Annotated in this window: 27 protein-coding genes; 24 read left to right on the top strand and 3 right to left on the bottom strand. The window is 38.4% G+C overall.

The window, feature by feature from the left end; genetic code table 11:
• The first annotated feature begins 39 nt into the window (after positions 1-39).
• From BMMGA3_RS11785 to BMMGA3_RS11735, 11 genes are all read left to right on the top strand, one after another.
• The gene (locus BMMGA3_RS11785) at positions 40-306 is read left to right on the top strand and encodes an IreB family regulatory phosphoprotein (protein ID WP_004435931.1); all 267 of its coding nucleotides are present in this window, start codon (positions 40-42) and stop codon (positions 304-306) included.
• Positions 307-308: 2 nt separating this feature from the next.
• Positions 309-725 carry a Holliday junction resolvase RuvX gene (gene ruvX / locus BMMGA3_RS11780; protein WP_004435929.1) on the top strand — a complete coding sequence of 139 codons (417 nt, stop codon included), beginning with the start codon at positions 309-311 and terminating at the stop codon, positions 723-725.
• A gap of 12 nt (positions 726-737) precedes the next feature.
• Complete coding sequence (locus BMMGA3_RS11775) at positions 738-1,028, top strand: DUF1292 domain-containing protein (protein ID WP_004435926.1); 291 nt, start codon at positions 738-740, stop codon at positions 1,026-1,028.
• 227 nt (positions 1,029-1,255) lie between these two features.
• On the top strand, positions 1,256-2,389 hold the full coding sequence (mltG, locus tag BMMGA3_RS11770) for an endolytic transglycosylase MltG (RefSeq protein WP_004435923.1): 1,134 nt from the start codon (positions 1,256-1,258) through the stop codon (positions 2,387-2,389).
• A 239-nt stretch (positions 2,390-2,628) separates the two neighbouring features.
• On the top strand, positions 2,629-3,267 hold the full coding sequence (locus tag BMMGA3_RS11765; protein WP_004435922.1) for an O-methyltransferase: 639 nt from the start codon (positions 2,629-2,631) through the stop codon (positions 3,265-3,267).
• Positions 3,268-3,272: 5 nt separating this feature from the next.
• Entirely contained in the window at positions 3,273-4,202 is a 930-nt protein-coding gene (locus BMMGA3_RS11760) for a peptidase U32 family protein (protein WP_038502242.1), read from the top strand.
• A gap of 15 nt (positions 4,203-4,217) precedes the next feature.
• Complete coding sequence (locus BMMGA3_RS11755) at positions 4,218-5,486, top strand: peptidase U32 family protein (protein ID WP_004435919.1); 1,269 nt, start codon at positions 4,218-4,220, stop codon at positions 5,484-5,486.
• 4 nt (positions 5,487-5,490) lie between these two features.
• Positions 5,491-6,126, top strand: coding sequence for a uridine kinase (gene udk, locus BMMGA3_RS11750; protein WP_004435918.1), 636 nt, complete (start codon positions 5,491-5,493; stop codon positions 6,124-6,126).
• Positions 6,127-6,277: 151 nt separating this feature from the next.
• Positions 6,278-6,751, top strand: a complete 474-nt coding sequence (gene greA, locus BMMGA3_RS11745) for a transcription elongation factor GreA (protein WP_004435916.1) — start codon at positions 6,278-6,280, stop codon at positions 6,749-6,751.
• Positions 6,752-6,921: 170 nt separating this feature from the next.
• Positions 6,922-8,694, top strand: coding sequence for a peptidoglycan D,D-transpeptidase FtsI family protein (locus BMMGA3_RS11740; protein ID WP_004435914.1), 1,773 nt, complete (start codon positions 6,922-6,924; stop codon positions 8,692-8,694).
• Between the two features lie 95 nt (positions 8,695-8,789).
• Positions 8,790-9,464: a YrrS family protein gene (locus BMMGA3_RS11735; RefSeq protein ID WP_004435911.1), complete on the top strand. Its 675-nt coding sequence runs from the start codon at positions 8,790-8,792 to the stop codon at positions 9,462-9,464.
• 46 nt (positions 9,465-9,510) lie between these two features.
• Here the strand turns inward: BMMGA3_RS11735 and BMMGA3_RS11730 are convergent, their stop codons facing one another.
• Entirely contained in the window at positions 9,511-9,738 is a 228-nt protein-coding gene (locus BMMGA3_RS11730) for a YrzA family protein (protein ID WP_412150332.1), read from the bottom strand.
• A gap of 150 nt (positions 9,739-9,888) precedes the next feature.
• On the opposite strand from BMMGA3_RS11730, the gene BMMGA3_RS11725 reads away from it, so the two are divergent.
• From BMMGA3_RS11725 to sigK, 6 genes are all read left to right on the top strand, one after another.
• Entirely contained in the window at positions 9,889-10,527 is a 639-nt protein-coding gene (locus tag BMMGA3_RS11725; RefSeq protein ID WP_004435908.1) for a class I SAM-dependent methyltransferase, read from the top strand.
• Positions 10,528-10,542: 15 nt separating this feature from the next.
• Complete coding sequence (mtnN, locus tag BMMGA3_RS11720) at positions 10,543-11,247, top strand: 5'-methylthioadenosine/S-adenosylhomocysteine nucleosidase (RefSeq protein ID WP_004435906.1); 705 nt, start codon at positions 10,543-10,545, stop codon at positions 11,245-11,247.
• A gap of 14 nt (positions 11,248-11,261) precedes the next feature.
• Complete coding sequence (cysK, locus tag BMMGA3_RS11715) at positions 11,262-12,185, top strand: cysteine synthase A (protein ID WP_004435904.1); 924 nt, start codon at positions 11,262-11,264, stop codon at positions 12,183-12,185.
• Positions 12,186-13,322, top strand: coding sequence for a bifunctional cystathionine gamma-lyase/homocysteine desulfhydrase (locus BMMGA3_RS11710; RefSeq protein ID WP_004435902.1), 1,137 nt, complete (start codon positions 12,186-12,188; stop codon positions 13,320-13,322). It begins immediately after the preceding gene.
• 137 nt (positions 13,323-13,459) lie between these two features.
• Positions 13,460-13,720, top strand: coding sequence for a YrhC family protein (locus BMMGA3_RS11705; RefSeq protein ID WP_004435900.1), 261 nt, complete (start codon positions 13,460-13,462; stop codon positions 13,718-13,720).
• Positions 13,721-14,138: 418 nt separating this feature from the next.
• Complete coding sequence (gene sigK / locus BMMGA3_RS11700; RefSeq protein ID WP_004435897.1) at positions 14,139-14,858, top strand: RNA polymerase sporulation sigma factor SigK; 720 nt, start codon at positions 14,139-14,141, stop codon at positions 14,856-14,858.
• Positions 14,859-14,933: 75 nt separating this feature from the next.
• On the opposite strand, the gene pssA is transcribed toward sigK, so the two are convergent.
• Positions 14,934-15,473 (bottom strand): CDP-diacylglycerol--serine O-phosphatidyltransferase, encoded by a 540-nt coding sequence (gene pssA, locus BMMGA3_RS11695; protein ID WP_004435894.1) that lies wholly within the window; start codon positions 15,471-15,473, stop codon positions 14,934-14,936.
• Between the two features lie 124 nt (positions 15,474-15,597).
• Between pssA and BMMGA3_RS11690 the strand changes: the two genes are divergently transcribed.
• Positions 15,598-16,389 carry a phosphatidylserine decarboxylase gene (locus tag BMMGA3_RS11690; protein ID WP_004435890.1) on the top strand — a complete coding sequence of 264 codons (792 nt, stop codon included), beginning with the start codon at positions 15,598-15,600 and terminating at the stop codon, positions 16,387-16,389.
• Positions 16,390-16,472: 83 nt separating this feature from the next.
• On the opposite strand, the gene BMMGA3_RS17485 is transcribed toward BMMGA3_RS11690, so the two are convergent.
• Entirely contained in the window at positions 16,473-16,613 is a 141-nt protein-coding gene (locus BMMGA3_RS17485) for a sporulation histidine kinase inhibitor Sda (RefSeq protein ID WP_004435887.1), read from the bottom strand.
• A gap of 435 nt (positions 16,614-17,048) precedes the next feature.
• Here BMMGA3_RS17485 and BMMGA3_RS11685 point away from each other — a divergent pair, with 435 nt between their 5' ends.
• From BMMGA3_RS11685 to yqeK, 6 genes are all read left to right on the top strand, one after another.
• A complete protein-coding gene (locus BMMGA3_RS11685; RefSeq protein WP_004435885.1) occupies positions 17,049-17,564 on the top strand; it encodes a YqeG family HAD IIIA-type phosphatase in 516 nt (171 codons plus the stop codon).
• A gap of 3 nt (positions 17,565-17,567) precedes the next feature.
• Positions 17,568-18,674 (top strand): ribosome biogenesis GTPase YqeH, encoded by a 1,107-nt coding sequence (gene yqeH / locus BMMGA3_RS11680; protein ID WP_004435881.1) that lies wholly within the window; start codon positions 17,568-17,570, stop codon positions 18,672-18,674.
• Between the two features lie 31 nt (positions 18,675-18,705).
• A complete protein-coding gene (aroE, locus tag BMMGA3_RS11675; protein ID WP_004435878.1) occupies positions 18,706-19,545 on the top strand; it encodes a shikimate dehydrogenase in 840 nt (279 codons plus the stop codon).
• Positions 19,539-19,829: a ribosome assembly RNA-binding protein YhbY gene (gene yhbY, locus BMMGA3_RS11670; protein ID WP_004435877.1), complete on the top strand. Its 291-nt coding sequence runs from the start codon at positions 19,539-19,541 to the stop codon at positions 19,827-19,829. Before aroE ends, yhbY begins: the two co-directional genes overlap by 7 nt.
• 158 nt (positions 19,830-19,987) lie before the next feature.
• Positions 19,988-20,554, top strand: a complete 567-nt coding sequence (locus BMMGA3_RS11665; RefSeq protein WP_004435873.1) for a nicotinate-nucleotide adenylyltransferase — start codon at positions 19,988-19,990, stop codon at positions 20,552-20,554.
• Complete coding sequence (gene yqeK / locus BMMGA3_RS11660; RefSeq protein WP_004435870.1) at positions 20,544-21,110, top strand: bis(5'-nucleosyl)-tetraphosphatase (symmetrical) YqeK; 567 nt, start codon at positions 20,544-20,546, stop codon at positions 21,108-21,110. Before BMMGA3_RS11665 ends, yqeK begins: the two co-directional genes overlap by 11 nt.
• Positions 21,111-21,112: the final 2 nt, after the last annotated feature.

Raw genomic sequence — 21,112 nt, 5'->3', positions numbered from 1 at the left:
GCCAATATGCGCTGGTAACCATGAAGCGAGGTGCATAAGATGAGCTCCTTTGATAAAACAATGAGGTTTGATTTTCCTGAAGAGCCTTTTGAACATGGCGTAAATGAAGTGCTTTTACAAGTTTATGAAGCCCTTCAGGAAAAGGGATATAACCCGATTAATCAAATTGTCGGCTACCTGCTTTCAGGGGATCCGGCATATATTCCAAGGCACAAAGATGCGCGAAATATTATCCGAAAGCTTGAACGCGACGAAATCATCGAAGTACTGGTAAAATCGTACTTAAAACAGCATAAAGAGGGATAATTATGCGTATAATGGGTCTTGACGTCGGCTCAAAAACAATTGGTATTGCACTGAGTGATGAGCTTGGCTGGACAGCACAGGGGCTTGAAACGATCAAAATTAATGAAGATGAAAATGAGTTTGGTTTTGACGAGGTTGGAAAAATAATAAAAGAGAATGATGTTGGAAAAATCGTTGTCGGACTGCCGAAAAATATGAATGGAAGGATAGGTCCGCGGGGAGAGGCAAGCAAATATTACGCAAGCGAATTAGAAAAAAGGTTCGGCATACCGGTCATTCTATGGGATGAACGCTTAACGACAATGGCTGCTGAACGCGTATTACTTGAAGCTGATGTAAGCCGAAAAAAACGCAAAAAAGTCATTGATAAAATGGCGGCATCCATGATTTTGCAAGGATATCTGGATAGTATACGTTAAGAGGTGAAAAAGATGAATCATGGTGAAAACAATATTACAGTAATTGATGAAGAAGGCAATGAGCAGCTTTGCGAAGTTTTATTTACATTTGATTCAGAAGAATTCGGGAAATCATATGTGCTTTACTACCCGATAGGCGCAGATGGAGATGATGATGATGAAATCGAAATTCATGCCTCTGCCTTCATTCCCGGTCAAGAAAACGAAGAAGGGGAATTGATGCCGATTGAAACCGAAGAAGAATGGGATATGATTGAAGAAGTTTTTAATACCTTCCTTGAAGAGCAGGATGACGAGGAATAATTGCGAAAAACCGGCCCCCGGTGAGGGAGCCGGTTTTTTGTGCCTTTTTGACAAAGTTCTCATAGATGTGGTCAAATATAGCTGTCGAATTTTTTAACAAAAGTATAGTATAATGGTTCAGATGTTATTTAAATGGAAGCGCTTGTTTTACTGGAACTTAAATAAGGATTGAAATAGGGGTTATATTTTCATAGCAAACCCTTGATATATGGAGGGGAACAGGAAGGATGTCATCGGAAAAGAAAGAGACAAAAAAAGAAATCATTCACCAAAAACTGCTGGAACTGCAATCTGAAGCAAGAATCGTCAGAAAAATCGTGTTCATTATTGCAATCGCATTATTTCTTATTGTTGGAGGAGTAACTGTAGGCGGGTATTTTTATATAAAGTCTGCATTAAAACCAGTTGATCCTGACAGCAAAACGGAAAAAATAATTGAAATTCCCATCGGTTCTTCAGTAAGCGGAATCGCACAAATATTAGAGGATAACGGAATCATAAAAGATGCCCGAGTGTTTAAGTATTATGTAAAATTAAAAAATGAGACAGGATTCATGGCTGGGGATTATAAATTGAAACCATCAATGAGCATTCCGGAAATTATTGAAAGATTAAAAACCGGAAAGGCCATGAAGAAAGTTGTTTTAAAGATTACAATTCCTGAAGGAAAACAACTAAAAGAGATTGCAAGCATTATTGCCGAAAAAACAAACAAGAAGGAAGAAGAAGTTTTTAAGAAATTAAATGATAAAAGCTTCATAAAAGCGATGATGGCAAAGTATCCTGATATTTTAACAAACGATATACTAAATAAAAATGTCAAATATCCACTTGAAGGATATTTATTCCCGGCAACTTATTATTTTTATAAGGAAAATCCGACTGTTGAAGAAATTGCCACAGAAATGATTGATAAAACAAAATCTGTTTTACAAGAATATGCCGGACAAATAAAAGAAAAGCGGTATTCAGTCCATCAATTATTAACGATGGCTTCCCTTATTGAAGAAGAAGCAACGAAAAAAGCAGACCGTGACCGAATCGCAAGTGTATTTTATAACCGGATCAAATCAGGTATGCCGCTTCAGACGGATCCGACAGTTCTGTATGCAAAAGGGAAGCATCAAGAACGGGTTCTTTATGAAGATTTGGAAGTTGATTCTCCATATAACACCTACAAACATAAAGGCCTTCCGCCTGGACCGATCGCCAATGCTGGTACAATGTCAATTGAAGCCGCCCTTAATCCGGAAAAAACTGACTTTTTGTATTTTCTTGCGACAGCTGACGGAGACGTAATTTTTACAAAAACGCTTTCTGAGCATAATAAAGCAAAGGCTGAACATATTACCAAAAATTAAAATTTTGTGAGGGGGAAGCGAGAAAAATTCGCATTCCCCCGGCATTTATGTTAAAATGGTTCAAGTATATAAATATACACTGTAATAGCGTTACCCACGGACCTTAAGGATTTCAGCTTTCGCGCTGGTAAAAGAGCTTTCTTTTTGAGCTTAATCCTTCTGTGAGCGCTATTTTTTCATGTCTAAAAGATCGATCTAATAGCAACAATGCTTTTAGGAAGGATAGAGGTGAGAGCAGCTTGGAAGATAATAAGCTGCACGGTTATATAGAGCAATTGCTTCCGGAACGTCCTCAAATATTGGCGGAAATGGAGCAATTTGCGAAAAAGAATCAAGTGCCGATCATGGAGATTCTCGGTATGGAAGCAATGCTGCAGCTTTTTAGGATTCAAGAGCCGAAAACGATTCTTGAAGTGGGTACAGCAATTGGGTATTCGGCATTAAGAATGGCTTTCGCGCTGCCAGATACGAAGATCGTGTCAATTGAAAGGGATGCCGAGAAATTTGCCCTTGCAGAAAAGTATATTAAAAAAGCCGGAAAAGATTCGCAAATTACTATGATTAAAGGTGATGCACTTGAGGCAGGGGATGAAATAAAAGCTCTTGGTCCGTATGATGCTATTTTTATCGATGCAGCAAAAGGACAATATCAGAACTTTTTTAACATCTACTCTCCTTTTCTTAATGAAAAAGGAATCATTGTAACCGACAATGTTCTATTTAAAGGGCTGGTATGTGAAAAGGACATTGAAAATAAACGTATACGCAGTCTTGTAAAAAAAATTGACCAATTTAACCGCTGGCTCATGGGTCATCCGGATTTTCATACCATCATTCTTCCGGTTGGTGACGGGATAGCGATAAGTAAGAAGAGGTGAAACCAATGAAAAAACCAGAATTATTAGTGACGCCGACGAGCGTGAATGATATTATTCCTCTTGCTGAAGCAGGCGCAGATGCTTTTGTGGTTGGAGAACAGCGGTACGGCTTACGCCTTGCTGGCGAGTTTTCGAGAGAAGATGTGAAAAAAGCGATAGAACTTGCTCATTCAAAGAAAAAAAAAGTATATGTCTCCATGAATGCCATTTTTCATAATGATAAAGTGGATGAGCTTAATGACTATGTTCGATTTTTAAAGGAAGCAAATGCAGATGCCATCATTTTTGGAGATCCGGCTGTGTTAATGGCTGTACGTGAAACTGCCCCTGACATGAAGTTGCATTGGAATACGGAAACAACTGCAACGAACTGGTATACGTGTAATTATTGGGGAAGAAAAGGTGCGAAACGAGCTGTACTGGCTCGGGAAATTAATATGGATGCGATTATCGAAATAAAAGAACATGCTGAGGTTGAGATCGAAGTTCAAGTTCACGGCATGACGGCGATGTTCCAATCCAAACGCTCTCTTATAGGAAATTATTTTGAATACCAGGGCAAAGTGATGGAAATTGAAAATCGCAAACAGGAAAAGAATATGTTTTTGTACGATAAGGAAAGAGACAACAAATATCCGATTTTTGAAGATGAAAACGGCACTCATATTATGAGTCCGAACGACATTTGCATCATTGATGAACTGCAGGATTTGATTGCAGCAGGTATTGATTCTTTTAAAATTGATGGGATCTTAAAAACTCCTGACTATATTATTGAAGTCACGAAATTATATAGAAAAGCAATTGACCTTTGTGCTGAAGATGTTGATCAATATGAAGAAGTGAAAGATGACCTGTTGGCCCGAATTGAAGAAATTCAACCCGCTAACCGTCCTCTTGACACAGGATTTTTCTTTAAAGAAACCGTTTACTAAAGGGAGGGATGCGTTATGACAGCAGTGAAAGACCGCATTTCACAAATTGTCAACGGAAAACGCGTGATCGTGAAAAAACCTGAGCTCCTCGCACCGGCCGGAAATTTAGAAAAACTGAAAATTGCTGTCCGTTATGGCGCCGATGCCGTGTATATCGGAGGACAGGAATACGGTTTGCGCTCAAATGCGGACAATTTTACATTTGAAGAAATGAAAGAAGGCGTTGAATTTGCAAAAAAATATGGGGCAAAAATTTATGTAACTACCAATATTTATGCCCATAATGAAAATATAGACGGCCTTGAAGAATATTTTATGGGGTTAAAGGAAGCCGGAATCCACGGAATAATCGTTGCCGATCCACTCATTATTGAAACATGCCGCCGGATTGCTCCAGAAATTGAAGTGCATTTAAGCACGCAGCAATCTTTGTCAAACTGGAGAGCAGTGCAATTTTGGAAAGAAGAAGGGCTTGAACGCGTTGTGCTTGCCCGTGAAACAAGCGCAGAAGAAATCCGTGAAATAAAAGAAAAAGTTGATATTGAAATTGAGACGTTTGTTCATGGGGCAATGTGCATCGCTTATTCAGGACGCTGTACATTGAGCAATCATATGACAGCGCGGGATTCGAACCGTGGGGGCTGTTGCCAGTCATGCCGCTGGGATTATGATCTTTATAAATTGGAAGGCGATCATGAAGTTCCTTTGTTTAATGATGGAGATACACCATTTACAATGAGCCCGAAAGATTTGAAACTGATTCAATCAATCCCTAAGATGATTGAAATGGGCATTGACAGCTTAAAAATCGAAGGCCGCATGAAATCGATTCACTATGTAGCGACAGTCACAAGTGTATACAGAAAAGTGATCGATGCTTATTGTGCTGACCCAGATCATTTTGTCATCAAACAAGAATGGCTTGAAGAACTCGATAAGTGCGCAAACCGAGATACAGCGCCGGCCTTTTTTGAAGGAATTCCCGGGTATAAAGAACAAATGTTTGGAAATCATGGCAAAAAGACAAAGTTTGACTTTGTTGGCCTGGTTTTGGATTATGATTCTGAGACACAAATGGTTACTTTGCAACAGCGCAATCATTTTAAACCGGGACAAGAGGTAGAATTTTTCGGACCGGAAATCGAAAACTTTACACAAGTAATTGATAAAATTTGGGATGAATACGGTAATGAGCTTGATGCAGCTCGCCATCCGCTTCAAATTGTTAAGTTCAAGGTAAATAAGCCGGTTTACCCATACAACATGATGCGAAAGGAGATTTAACACCATGAAACGCAAACCTGTTGTGATTGGTGTTGCCGGTGGTTCCGGCTCTGGAAAAACAAGTGTGACCAAATCTATTTATGAACACTTCAAAGGGCATTCCATCTTACTGATTGAGCAAGATTATTATTATAAAGATCAAAGCCATTTGCCTTTTGAAGAACGCCTAAAGACCAATTACGACCATCCGCTTGCTTTTGATAATGATTTGTTAATTGAGCATCTTAAAAAGCTTATAAATTATGAGCCAATTGAAAAACCTGTCTATGATTATTCAATTCATACGCGTTCTGATAAAGTCATCCGAGTTGAACCGAAAGATGTGATAATTCTAGAGGGAATTCTGGTGCTCGAAGACGAACGTCTCCGCAATTTAATGGATATTAAGCTTTTTGTGGACACAGATGCTGATCTTAGGATTATTAGAAGGCTCACTCGGGATATTAAAGAGCGGGGGCGGACATTGGAATCTGTAATCGAACAATATGTCAATGTAGTCCGGCCAATGCACAATCAATTTATTGAGCCGACGAAGCGCTATGCTGATATTATCATTCCGGAAGGCGGCCACAATTTTGTGGCGATTGATTTAATGGTCACAAAAATTCAAACAATTCTTGAACAAAAATCATTTTTATGAAACAATAGCAATAATATTATTAAATCACATTAACATTAGTTAACTACGCGCGGTCGCGCTCCTGTGTATTTGCGTTAAAGCAAGTACATCTAAATAAAATGATTACACAATCTTATGGGGGATTGTGTGAATACTAGAAGGAGTGAATGGTTTGGCAGAGAAAGTATTTCCAATGACAAAAGCTGGGAAAGAAAAATTAGAACAGGAACTTGAACATTTAAAAACGGTAAAACGAAAAGAAGTAGTTGAACGCATCAAAATTGCTCGCAGCTTCGGTGATCTTTCAGAGAACTCAGAGTATGATTCAGCTAAAGAAGAGCAGGCTTTTGTTGAAGGCCGTATTACAACTTTGGAAAATATGATTCGAAATGCAAAAATTATCGAAGAAGATGAAATGGCGAGCGATACAGTAACCTTAGGACGCTCTGTTACATTTGTTGAGCTTCCGGATGGCGATGAAGAAACTTATACAATAGTCGGAAGCGCAGAAGCTGATCCGTTTGAAGGCAAGATTTCAAATGATTCGCCGATTGCCAAAAGCTTACTTGGCCGCAAAGTTGGCGAAGAAGTAACGGTTCAAACTCCAGGTGGAGAAATGAACGTTCGGATCATATCAATTAAATAAAAAATATGCGTAACGCCTGCAATATGCAGGCGTTTTTGCATTTATCAGGCTCCACGGGGCAATCGCCAAGTCTTCTTTATCGGGGCTAAAACGTGGTGTTTGCGCCTTTTGTTATTCTTTAAGTTTGAAATTGAGAAACTTCGTCAACACTTTTTGACGAGGTGTTTTTTATGAGGAGAAAACGGGCGAAATTCTGGATCATTATATGTTTAACTATTATAGGACTCTTGATGGGAAGGCTTATGCAACTTCAGCTATTCCAAACTGAAAGCTTTTCAAAACATAAGATAAACCTATATGAAGCAAGTGTTGAGCAAAGAACACAGGAAATGGTCATTGATAATGGCAGGGGAAATTTTGTTGATCGAAACGGAAAACCAATCAACTATGAAAAAATTCCTGTTCTAATCTTGTTTCCATTTCTGAAAAAAATGGACTGGAATGCAGAGGAAGTGGCTCGTATTCTTCATGTATCTAAAAATATGCTTGTCAGGGCAGTGGAATCAGCAAAAGAACCTTTTGTATTTGGCGATCCTGAACCTATGAAGCTTACTACCGCCCAGATGGAGGAAATCAATGCTTTAAAAATTCCAGGTGTTTTTGGCGTAGAGAGAAAAAATGAATTTAAGAATACGCTTGGAGAACAATTACTTGGGCTGACTGGGGAAAATCCATCTGAATTGCAAAAAAGATACCCTGATAAAGACTTGTCACCGCGTACACTTATAGGAATTTCAGGGCTGGAAGAAAGTTTCGATGAATTTTTGCTGCCTGAAGGAAAATCGAAGCTTGTATTTCATGTTGATGGAGATGGCGCTCCGCTCTTTGGCATAAATGTGAAGTATGTAGAACCGGCTAATCCATTTTATCCAGTAAATATAAAAACGACAGTTGATAAGGACTTGCAATCCATTGCTGAAAATCTTGTCGATAAACATGGTATAAAAAATGGCGGGCTTGTATTACTGGATATTAAATCAAACAGTGTCCTTGCAATGGTATCCCGTCCCAGCATAAACAAAAATAATCCGTATGATCAAAACGCAATTACAAATAGGATGCTGAAACAGCAGATTATCGGGTCTGTTTTTAAAACAGCAGTTGCCGCAGCAGCTATTGATTATGATCTTGATAACCCCTCGAGAATGTTTGACTGCAACAAGAAAATAAACGGTAAGCCTGATGATAAATACCGGTATGGGATGCTTAATTTTAAGGAAAGCTTTGCGAGAAGCTGCAATAATACGTTTGGAACGATTTCTAAAGAATTAAAAAATATTGATCCCAATATTTTAGAAGATTATGCCGAGCGGCTTTCTTTAATCGGAAAGACCGGATGGGAAGGAGACATTTATCACTTTGAAAATTTTAAACAACTTAAAGATGAAGATGCTGGGAGAGTCTTTTTGACAGAAGATGAAAAAAAAGATAATAATTTTGTTGCTCTTTCAGGGATTGGACAGCATGAAGTACGTGCCACCCCGCTCGCAGTTGCAAACATGATGGCAACAATTGCAAGAGGCGGAAAAAAGGAAATGGTTCGAGTGGCTACAGAAATTGAATATAAAAATGGTACGAAGATGCTTGAATTTCCAAAAAAAGTTTTAAAAGGAAAAACAATCGCTCCTTATACAGCGATGAAACTTCAGAAATTGCTGCGGGAAGTTGTTGTCAATGAAAACGGAACCGGAAGATGGTTTCAAAATCTTCCATATGAGGTTGCCGGTAAATCAGGCACAGCTGAAACAGCCATTTATGAAAATGGCAAACAGCTTCACAATAAATGGTTTGCAGGGTACTTTCCCTATAAAAACCCTAAATATGCACTCGTAACAGTTAATCTCGGAGTATATGAAAACACAGGAGGGGTAAATCCTCTATTTGCTGATATGGTAAAAGCGATCTATGACTATGATCATGGTTCGAAAAATCCGAACCTTTGACCCTGTTCTCTTTATTACGTTTATGTTAAATTTCTTCATGTTTCCTTTAAGACATGATAGAATGTTGACATCCTTATAAAAGGGAGGGGACTCTTTTGAAAGGTGGATTTGAAAATGAATACGTTTCCCGGGCAAAAATTCGGGAAAAGAGACGTAAAACAAATCTAATTCTAAATAGCTTAATTGGAATAGTGATCATTCTTATTATTATCGTTTCCTTCAATATTTTCTTTGGAGGAAATGATGAAAAAGCAGCCGGCAAACAGGAACATAGAACCGAAAACATTAAAGAAAAACATGATGGAGCCGTTTCCAAACGTAAGAAAAATAATGAATATGCAGAATACAAGAAAGAAAGTCAAAATGAGTCAGATTCTGAAAAAGAATCAGATCAACTTTCAGCTAAAGAAGATGACTCTTCAACTGGTGAGAGCGAACCTGTTGTAAAGCAAGGAGGCAGCAGCCCTGATGTAAAGGAGACGATCGTAAACCCTAACTGGAAGCCAGTTGGCACCTCGCAAGCGGGAGAACATCCGGCTGCTGTTTATGATGAAAGCTCAGTCGATTGGCAAGAAATGCTCCGGGCCATTTCTTATGCTACCGGAATCGAACAGAGCAACATGACCGTATGGTTTTTAGGTAATAACGGACCTAATAAATCAGTCGGTACAGTATCTTCAAAAAGCGACAAACGAAAATACAGGGTGTATATTGAGTGGGTAGACGGACAAGGATGGAAGCCTGTTAAGGTAGAAGAACTGCAGAGGTAATAGAAAAAGTCAACCAAAATTGCGGAGAGGATGGATAACCATCCTCTTATTTTTTGGCTTTAAAATGCACAACGGCTGAATAATATGGACGGCCGTTTTCGTCGAATTGCATTTGATGGGAAACGGAATGAACTGAAAGTAAAATTGCTTTATTAACTTCAATCTGTTCATTTATCTTTTTTTCCAATGTTTTCAAATCAGATGCTTCAAAGAATTCTACTTTGTCTTCGATCATATCAATTTGAAAATCCACTCTGCATTCTCCTTTCGTCATAACTCCCATTTCATTTTATTTTTGTCTAATGTTTCTATCAAGCAATTAGTTGATTAAAAGGGGTTCAATATGATAAATTGAGAACAAGTTACATATTAAATCATAGTATACTCATAGGAATTATAAGTCATAATATGGAGCGTGGAATAAATGGGGAAAGAATTTATTGAGCTGTTTGAACATTGGGCTGATTCTTACGATTCAAGCGTGACTGGTCATGATGAAGAATATAAGGAAGTATTTTTACATTACGAAGAAATTCTTGGAGAAGTAGCGAAGCGGGCTAACGGTCATGTACTGGAATTTGGTGTAGGCACCGGAAATCTTACCCTGAAGCTTTTAGAGAAAGGTCTAACGGTTACCGGAATTGAGCCTTCTCCTTCTATGAGAAAAATTGCGTTCGAAAAGCTCGGTAATAAGGCGGAAATCGTTGATGGTGATTTTCTAAATTACCCCAAAGACAATTCTTTTGATACAATTGTCAGCACTTATGCATTTCACCACTTAACAGACGAGGAAAAGCGCCAGGCGATTGCAGACTATGGAAACCTTCTTAGAGAGGGTGGTAAAATAGTGTTTGCCGATACAATGTATGAATCTGAAGATGCTTATAAAAAAGCGATTGCAGATGCATTATCGAAAGGTTTTCATAATCTGGCCGAAGATTTGCAAAGAGAATACTATACAACCATTCCAAAATTAAGAAACATGCTTGAGGAAAACGGATTCTCAGCTAACTTTGAGCAATTCAATGACTTTGTCTGGATTATGGAGGCTGAAAAACTTTAAGAAAGAGGTCAAATGATGAAAATAGCAATAATCGGTGCCATGGAAGAAGAAGTAGCTTTATTGCGCGAAAAGATGGAAGAACGGAGTGTTGAAATAATTGCCGGATGCGAGTATACCTCCGGGATCTTGGACGGAGTAAGTGTTGTCTTATTGCGCTCTGGTATTGGAAAGGTAAACGCAGCTATGTCCACTTCCATTCTTTTGGAAAGATTTAAACCAGATTATGTTATTAATACAGGATCTGCTGGCGGTTTAAATCCTGAGCTGAATGTCGGAGATATTGTCATTTCAACCGAAGTGCGCCATCATGATGTCGATGTAACAGCATTCGGATATGAATATGGCCAGGTCCCTCAATTGCCTGCTGCATTTGAAGCAGATCATAAATTAGTACAGATTGCTGAGACATCTGCTAAAGAAATCAAGGATATACAAGTAGTGAAAGGCTTAATTGCTACCGGAGATTCTTTTATGAATGACCCTGAACGAGTCGAAGTGATTCGGAATAAATTTACCGGCCTTCAAGCAGTTGAAATGGAAGCGGCGGCAATTGCCCAAGTTGCTTACCAGTTTGGCTGCCCTTTTGTTGTGATTCGTTCCTTATCTGATATTGCCGGAAAAGAGTCAAGTGTATCATTTGAACAATATTTGGAAAAAGCCGCAGCTAATTCAGCTGCACTTGTTATGAAAATTGTTTCCTCAATAAAAAAGAAAATTTAAACAGAGGGAGAAAAATGAAGGTTTACAAAAATGTACATGAATTAATCGGAAATACCCCAATTGTGGAGCTTACCCGCTTTCAGGTTTCTGAAGGAGTCAGGCTGTTTGCAAAATTAGAATTTTTGAATCCGGGAGGAAGTGTAAAAGACCGTCTAGGACTAGAGCTTCTTAAGGATGCATTTGAAAGCGGGAAATTAAAAGACGGCGGTACATTAATTGAGCCGACAGCCGGAAATACCGGCATTGGACTTGCACTTGCTGCAATAAATAAAGGCATCAACGTTATTTTTTGTGTGCCTGAAAAATTTAGCCTTGAAAAACAAGAACTTATGAAAGCATTGGGAGCAACAATTGTTCATACTCCGACAAGTGAAGGTATGAAAGGCGCGATTGAAAAAGCAAAAGAGCTCCTTAAAGAAATTCCTGGATCGTATTGTCCGCAGCAATTTGCCAATCCTGCTAATCCGGAAACATATTATAAGACGCTCGGTCCTGAAATATGGGAGCAAATGGATGGGCAGATAGATGTATTCGTTGCAGGTGCGGGAACCGGCGGGACATTTATGGGGACAGCGCGCTACTTAAAAGAGAAAAATCCAGAGATTAAAACCGTCATCGTTGAACCTGAAGGCTCAATTTTAAATGGCGGTGAACCAGGCCCTCATAAAACAGAAGGGATTGGAATGGAGTTTTTGCCGGAATATATGGATACATCTTATTTTAATGCAATTCATACTGTTTCCGATGAAGATGCGTTTCACCTTGTGAAAGAACTGGCTGCGAAAGAAGGACTGCTTGTCGGAAGTTCATCAGGAGCTGCAATGAAAGCGGCACTGGATGAAGCGAAAATAGCTAAACGAGGTACGAATATTGTCGTGGTCTTCCCTGATGGAAGCGAACGTTATTTAAGCAAGAAGATTTATCAAGGAGGGATTTAAGTGCGCAAAAAGACAAAACTTATTCATGGCGGAATTTCAGGCGATCCGTTAACAGGTGCTGTTTCAGTGCCTATTTATCAAGTGAGCACATACAAACAAGAAGGGATTGGCGGCCATAAAGGCTTTGAATACTCACGGACAGGAAATCCAACACGCCTTGCACTTGAAGAGCTTATTAAAGATTTAGAATGCGGTAAAGCTGGTTTTGCGTTTGGTTCCGGGATGGCGGCCATTACTGCGGTCATGATGCTGTTTAACAGCGGGGACCATATACTTTTAACCGATGATGTATACGGGGGTACATATCGGGTTATGTCAAAAGTCTTAAACCGATTTGGAATTGACAGTACATTTGTCGATACAAGCAGTCTTGAAAACATTGAAAAAGAAATCAAGCCGAATACGAAGGCCATCTATATTGAAACACCGACGAATCCTTTGCTAAAAATTACTGATATCGCTTCCGCGTCTGAAATAGCCAAAAAGCATCATTTGTTGACGATTGTTGATAATACATTTTCAACACCATACTGGCAGCAGCCGCTAAACTTGGGAGCGGATATCGTTCTTCATAGTGCAACAAAATACCTTGGCGGCCATAGCGACGTTGTTGCTGGACTTGTTGTTGTAAACAGTGACAAATTGGCAGAAGAGCTGCACTTTATTCAGAACTCTACCGGAGGAGTGTTAGGGCCGCATGATTCATGGCTGTTAATGAGAGGAATTAAAACACTCGGAGTCCGAATGGAAGAACACGAAGCATCTACAAGGAGAATTGTACAATTTCTTCAGGAGTATCCGGCTGTAAAGAAAGTATATTATCCAGGACTTGAATCACATCCAAATCATGATATTGCCAAAAAACAAAGCGGTGGATTTGGAGGAATGGTCTCTTTCGATGTTGGAAGTGAGGAAAAAGCTGATACGCTCCTTCGAAATCTTCAATATTTTACATTGGCTGAAAGTCTTGGAGCAGTAGAAAGCTTAATATCTGTACCTGCGAAGATGACGCATGCTTCAATCCCTCCAGAGCGGCGTGCGGAACTCGGAATTACGGACGGTTTAGTTCGCATTTCGGTCGGCCTGGAAGATGTGGATGATTTAATTGAGGATTTAGAGCAAGCATTAAATAAATAATTGATAGAAGGCCTTTTTTAGAAAGGAGATCTGTTTTTCAATCGTTTCCATCCGTGCTAGTTATTACATCACCTATGAAACTGCTAATTATGTTAATGTAGAATGAGAGACTAAAAGAAAGCGCAGGTGGTGTAGAAATGAATCATAACGCGAAGAAGTTATATGAAAAAATGGTTGATTATAAACGTTTTGCAGTTGTTCTGCTAGCAGTTGGCGCTTTTTTTTATTTAGGAGTAGTGATACCGTCAGCGACAAAAGTGATGGCGGATTTATATATCAGGATGGCAGCTTCAACCGGATTCCTGGCAAACTCTGTTATGTTTTTCATTTTATCAAGCCGATGTCAATCAAGGCTAATGGAGATGGAAGAGGGCCAGGAATATTTAATTAAAAAATAAAACGCCCTGCAACATTTAGGGCGTTTTTTCTATTTTTTATGGAAGCCGGCAGCATATTCATATGGCAAGAGTAACAAAATGTTCACATCCCTCTAGGTTCATTCACTTGGAAATATGGTAAATTTGGATTAGAACTCGAACATTTTAAGAGGGGTGTAGACAATGTTTATGATCGTTATGGCACTCATCATTACTGGGACAATTGGATGCATTATTTCAGCAGAAGTTACTGCAGAAGCTTAAAACATAAAAGGCTGCTTTCCTGACAAAAGCAAGCATCAACCAAAAGCTGGCTGGTGCTTTTTTCATTTGAACTAATTATATGTGGAATTTAATTCATTCGGACAGACACAATCAACCTTTGTTTTACATAGGAATTAGTTATAGGCGAAATTCCTATAAAGCGGGGGTGGAATAAATGTCCGGAATTTTAACGGCACTTGGTTACTTAATAAAGGAAATTGTCTTCCTAGTCTCGTATGTAAAAAACAATGCCTTTCCTCAACCGCTGTCAGCCGCAGAAGAACGCAAATATTTGCGGTTGATGGCTGAAGGTGATACACTTGCCCGCAATATGTTGATTGAGCACAATTTGCGGCTGGTCGCTCATATTGTGAAAAAATTTGAAAATACCGGTGAGGATTCAGAAGATCTTATTTCAATAGGCACAATCGGTTTAATTAAAGCGATTGAGAGCTACTCCGAAGGAAAAGGAACGAAACTTGCCACGTATGCAGCAAGATGTATCGAGAATGAAATCTTAATGCATCTTCGTGCGTTAAAAAAGACGAAAAAGGATGTTTCATTACATGACCCGATAGGACAGGATAAAGAGGGAAATGAAATTTCACTGATTGATGTCCTAAAATCAGAATCTGAAGATGTAATAGATACAATCCAATTGAATATGGAACTTGAAAAAGTAAAAGAATACATTGATGTTTTAGATGAACGGGAAAAAGAAGTGATTGTCGGCCGTTTCGGTTTAGATCTTCAAAAAGAAAAAACACAGCGGGAGATTGCGAAAGAGCTCGGGATTTCGAGAAGTTATGTTTCCAGAATTGAGAAGAGGGCATTAATGAAAATGTTCCATGAGTTTTATCGTGCAGAAAAAGAAAAAAGAAAGAACAGCAACTAGGCGGCCGAAGTAGCCGTTTTTTTTTGTAAATAAAAAAACAGCACCCTCCTTATGAAGGCGCTGAGTTTATCGGAACTAAACTTTCCTGAATTTAAACGGACTAACCATTAAGAATGATAAGATGATCATTAGGAATAAGAATGCTTGCGGCGGAAAATACGGAATAACTAGAAAGCTTAATGTTGCCAAGCATCCCGCTGCCGTTATAGGAAGACCGGTAAAAAATCCGTTGTTTTCACTTATGTTAAAGCGTGCTAAACGAAATGCTCCACAGCCAATATAAAAAACAGTAAAGAAGGTTCCCGGAGCTCCAAATTCAAATAAAATTCCTTTATACAATAATAGTGCAGGTGCAACTCCAAATGATATAATATCACTCATAGAATCCAGTTGTTTGCCGAGTTCAGATTCAATATTGAACTTTCTGGCCACCATTCCATCAAAACGGTCAGCAAGAGCGGCAACAAAAATAAGAAGCAAACTTAAATTTAAGTTGCGATTTATTCCTGTAATAATCGCAAAACCGCCTAACGCCAAATTTGTTAACGTTAAAACGTTGGCTGTTTGTGCTTTTATTTTTTTGATCGTCTGATCAAGAACGTCAGATAAAAACATTTTTTTCACTCCTTGATATAAGAAGGAAGTTAACCTTTTAATTATATTATATAATAATACTTTATTTTAAGCTTTTTATGACTGTACGTAAAGAGTATTTCAACACAAGTTGGAGGTAATCTTGTTGATTTCAAGAATTTATCGCTTGTTTATTGAGCTTACAAACGGAAGATGGACATCAAATCTTTTAAAAAAATTTGCCGGCTCGAAGGCAAGCCGTTTTATTGTTCCATCGTTTGCTAAAGTTTATCAAATAAATGTGCAAGAAATTGAAAAAGCATTGAATGAATATCCGACTCTACATGATTTCTTTATCCGTAAATTAAAAGAAGGAAGCAGGCAAATTGATCCGGATGATTTGTCAATTGCAAGCCCGGTTGATGCTGTAATCGAAGATGTCGGCAATATTTCATCTGAAAAAATGATTAAAGTGAAGGGTAAGATCTACTCGATTTCTGAGATGCTGGGCAATAATGGTTCATTAAGCAAATACGTCGATGGTACTTATATGATTTTTTATTTAAGCCCGAGTCATTATCATCGCATCCACAGTCCGGTTACCGGGAAAATAACGAATCAATGGACACTCGGAAACAAATCATATCCTGTAAATACACTTGGATTAAAATATGGTAAAGCTCCTTTATCGAAAAACTTCCGTAAGATTACGGAAATTGAGCATACTTCAGGAATGATGGCACTGGTTAAAGTTGGAGCTATGTTTGTAAATTCAATTGAAACTATTCACAATAAGGATTATTTAATAAAAGGTGAAGAAATAGCTTATTTCTCATTTGGTTCAACGGTTGTTTTATTGTTTGAAAAAGACTCTGTTGAAATATTGCCATCAATCAAGCCGCCATTTCATATTAAAGTTGGAGAAAAGATTGGATATTTAAAGAAAGCTTGTGAATGAAATGGCGAAAAATAAGATCAATTGCCACCATCCTTTTTTGCAACGTCTTTGAATAAAAAGAAAAAGCCCGCTGTCGGACTTATTTATGATGACACTTTAATTTTGTGAGACAATGAACGCCGTTTAATTTCTTTTTCAATGAGGCGAATAAAATCTTGGCTAAGGTTTAATTCTAGTGCCTTGTAGTATGACTCAATTAGTAATTCGTCCGACAGTCTATGCATGTCAGCCATTCACCTCCAATTTAAAATAGCAGGTTCTAAACGAATTTGAAACACATATAATGGTAAGTTGCCTTGTTGTACCCTTACTCTATCAGAATAAAACATCTAGAACAACCGTTCTCTTATCCACAACTTTCAGTGGATAACCTGTGATTAAGTTGTTTATATTTTGGAATATAGTATAAAATTCAATATGTATAATGTGCATAAGGTTATCCACAAGTGTTGAAATATCTATGAGTTTGTCGAAAAATTTTTATTTTCTAGTTTCCAGTACCTGATTTTTGGTGATTTTTGACGAAATATCCCAATAGGAAATGGTTTTTCACAAACAACTGGGAAATGAAACATTCATTTTGAAACGGCTGATTAAATTGGTTATGATGATATCGGTATGATTGATAGTATGATTAACAATAATGAGGTGCAGCGATTTTGTTAAAGCATTTTTTGCCAGATCAGCATGTAAAAAGTATTTTTGAAATAACACCTGAGAGTTTAAAAGAAAAAGGAGTGAAGGGGATCATTACAGACCTTGACAACACTCTTGTTGAATGGGACCGACCTTCTGCTACTCCTAAGCTGATTGAATGGTTTGATAATATGAGAAAAAATAATATTTCAGTGACGATCGTTTCAAATAATAATGAGAAACGGGTAAAATTGTTTGCTGATCCATTAAATATCCCGTTTATTTATAAGGCACGAAAACCGATGGGGAGGGCTTTTGAAAAAGCGCTTGCGCAAATGGGTTTGGAAAAGGAAGAGACAGTCGTAATTGGAGATCAGCTGCTAACAGATGTGTTAGGAGGCAATCGGAGCGGTTTTTATACGATTTTAGTAGTTCCGGTTGCGTCTACTGATGGATTTTTCACACGATTTAACAGAAAAGTTGAAAGAATCATTCTCAGCTGGTTCAGAAAAAAAGGCTTGTTAACATGGGAGGATTAATTTGTGAGTGACGAAAAATATTTATGCATCGGCTGCGGGGTGAAGATCCAAACGGAAGACCCGAGAGAGTTAGGATATGCACCGAAATCAGCTTTAGAAAAAGAACAAGTGATATGTCAGCGCTGTTTTCGATTAAAACATTATAATGAAGTTCAGGATGTCAACTTGACTGATGATGATTTTCTTAAAATATTAAATGAGATCGGAAAAAGTGATGCATTAATCGTAAAAATCGTTGACATTTTTGATTTTAATGGAAGCTGGCTTCCGGGATTGCACCGGTTTGCAGGCAACAATAAGATTTTGCTCGTTGGCAATAAAGTAGATTTACTGCCGAAATCGGTTAAACATAATAAACTGATTCATTGGATGAAGCAAGAAGCGAGAGAGCTCGGCCTAAAACCCGAAGAAGTTTTCCTTGTAAGTGCAGCGAAAGGACATTTCATAAAGGAAACGGCTGCTGCAATAGATGAATACAGGCAAGGGAAAGACGTGTATGTTGTAGGCTGTACAAACGTCGGCAAATCAACTTTTATTAATCGAATGATTAAAGAAGTCACCGGAGAAGGAGATTTGATTACAACTTCCCATTTTCCGGGAACGACGCTTGATATCATTAAAATACCGCTTGATGATGGTAAATTTTTAATGGACACGCCCGGCATTATTAATCATCACCAAATGGCCCATTATGTGGATAAACGTGACTTAAAAATCATTACCCCAAAGAAAGAGATTAAACCAAAAGTTTATCAATTAAATGAAGGACAAACCTTATTTTTTGGTGGGTTGGCACGCTTTGATTATTTGACGGGCGGAAGACGGTCATTTACATGCTATCTTTCTAATGAGCTTATTGTTCATCGCACCAAATTAGAGAAAGCTTCTGAATTGTACAACAACCATGTAGGTGAAATGCTTTCTCCGCCTCGTAAAGAACAATTAGATTCGTTCCCAAAACTTGTACGCCATGAATTTATGATTAAGGAAGGGAAAACAGATATTGTCTTTTCGGGACTTGGTTGGGTAACCGCCAATGAACCGGGAGCAAAAGTAGCTGCCTACGTTCCAAAAGGTGTACATGTTATGCTAAGAAAGTCGCTTATCTAATCAAAAAGTCTGTATGGGGAGGAGAAGGGCTGTGAAGAAATTATTTGGGGTTATAGGGGATCCGATTTCCCATTCGATGTCGCCTGTGATGCATAATGATTTATTTATGGTTTACGGAATTGATGCTCATTATCACCCTTTTCATGTTAAGAGGGGTGATCTTGGGGCAGCTGTTCAAGGGTTAAAGGCGATTAACTGTTCAGGATTTAATGTAACCGTTCCTCATAAAACGGAAATCATGACTTTTTTGGATGAAATTGATCCATTGGCAGAAGCCATCGGGGCTGTGAATACGGTTGTTCATGAAGAAGGCAAGCTGATTGGATACAATACAGACGGACATGGATTTTTAGAAGGCCTTAAAAGAAAATTTACCGTTTCGGACAGCACGAAAGTCCTCATCATCGGTGCAGGCGGCGCAGCAAAAGCGATCTTTTATTCGATGGCACATGCAGGTGTAAAGCATATTGATTTTTGTAATCGGACAGCTGAAAAAGCAGCGCAGCTTATAGAGTCATGTCCATTTACTGTTCAGTCAAACATATATACAAGGGAAGAAGCCGAAAAAAGGTTAAGCAGTTATAACCTTATTATCCAAACAACGTCGGTAGGGATGTCACCGAACATTGATGATTCTCCATTGTCGCTTGAGAATCTGGGTACTGGCGCTTTTGTAAGTGATATTATTTATAATCCGCTTGAAACTGCAATATTGCGAGATGCTAAACGAAGAGGAGCAGGCACCCAAAACGGCTTGGATATGTTCGTTTTTCAAGGAGCGCTCGCTTTTGAAAAATGGACTGGCATCTTTCCCGATACGGTAAGAATGAAACAAAATGTATTGAAACATCTGGGAGGAAAAAAATGTTAACGGGAAAACAAAAAAGATTTTTACGTTCTGAAGCACACCATCTGAATCCTATTTTTCAAGTAGGAAAAGCTGGTGTAAATGAAAATATGATCAAACAAGTTTTCGATGCTCTTGAAGCAAGAGAACTGATGAAAATCAGTGTCCTGCAAAATTGCGAAGATGATAAGAATACGGTTGCGCATCAGCTTGCAGAGGGTACAGGTGCAGACATCGTTCAAATCATTGGAAATACGATTATTCTATACAAGGAATCAAAAGAAAATAAACAAATTCAATTGCCATAGAGTGAATCTTCCATCAGTGGGGTTCTTTAACCTTAACGCGAGTAAAAACACTATTAACGAGAGAAAACACATTCTGGGGTTCTTTTCTCCCCTAAATATAAGTGAGGATCATACTACTGCACGTTCGTGCGGGATAAAGCGAAAGAGGAGGAGCTCTTTTGAAAAAGATCGGAATATTGGGAGGAACTTTCGACCCGCCTCATTATGGACATCTTCTGATTGCAAATGAAGTAATGGAATCGTTGCAGCTTCATGAAGTTTGGTTTATGCCAAACCAGGAACCCCCTCATAAGAAGAAATCATCGATTGGAAATGACGACCGCTTAAATATGCTTGAATTGGCAATCGAGGATAACCCGAAATTTAAAATAGAGCCAATTGAATTAAAAAGAAACGGACCGTCATATACGTATGAGACAATGAAGCAGTTAAGGGAAATATATCCTGATTACTCATTTTATTTTATTATCGGAGCAGATATGATTGAATATTTGCCAAAATGGCATAAAATAGACGAACTTCTTGAGCTTGTGGAATTTGTCGGGGTAAAAAGACCGTCATACAGTGATGTTACCCATTTCCGGATTCATAAAGTAGATATCCCGGAATTAGAAATTTCATCAAGCATGATCAGGAAACGGAGAAAAGAAGGAAGAACGATCCGTTATTATTTGCCTGAATCAGTTAGAAAATATATAGAGGAGAATAAGCTATATGAATCTTGATACTGCTTTAAAGATAGTTAAAGAACAGTTAACAGAACACCGTTATCAGCATACTTTAGGCGTAGTGGAAACAGCAGTTGCACTTGCTGAACAGTATGGAGCAGATAAGAAAAAGGCGGAGCTTGCGGCTGCCTTTCATGATTACGCCAAATTTCGCCCAAAAGATGAAATGCGGGAAATTATTATAAAACAGGACATGCCACAGGATCTTTTAAACTATAACACCGAACTCTGGCACGCACCTGTTGGCGCTTTTTTAGTCGAAAAAGAGGCGGGCGTAACCGATGTTGAAATACTTGATGCGATTCGTTACCATACATCAGGAAGGCCCGGCATGACCTTGCTTGATAAAATTATTTATCTCGCTGATTATATTGAACCTGGCAGGAATTTTCCGGGTGTTGAGGAAGTAAGGATTCTTGCGAAAGAAGATCTAAATAAAGCGTTAATCCGTTCTATTCAAAATACAATCATTTTCTTAATGAAAAAAAACCAGCCAATTTATCCTGATACATTTTTAACATACAATAGCCTTGTAACTATTAAGGAGGATTGATT

The organism is Bacillus methanolicus MGA3 (assembly GCF_000724485.1).
GTDB lineage: Bacteria > Bacillota > Bacilli > Bacillales > Cytobacillaceae > Bacillus_Z > Bacillus_Z methanolicus_A.
Note: the sequence above shows the minus strand (reverse complement) of the source record. Positions and strands in the feature narration are given on the sequence as shown.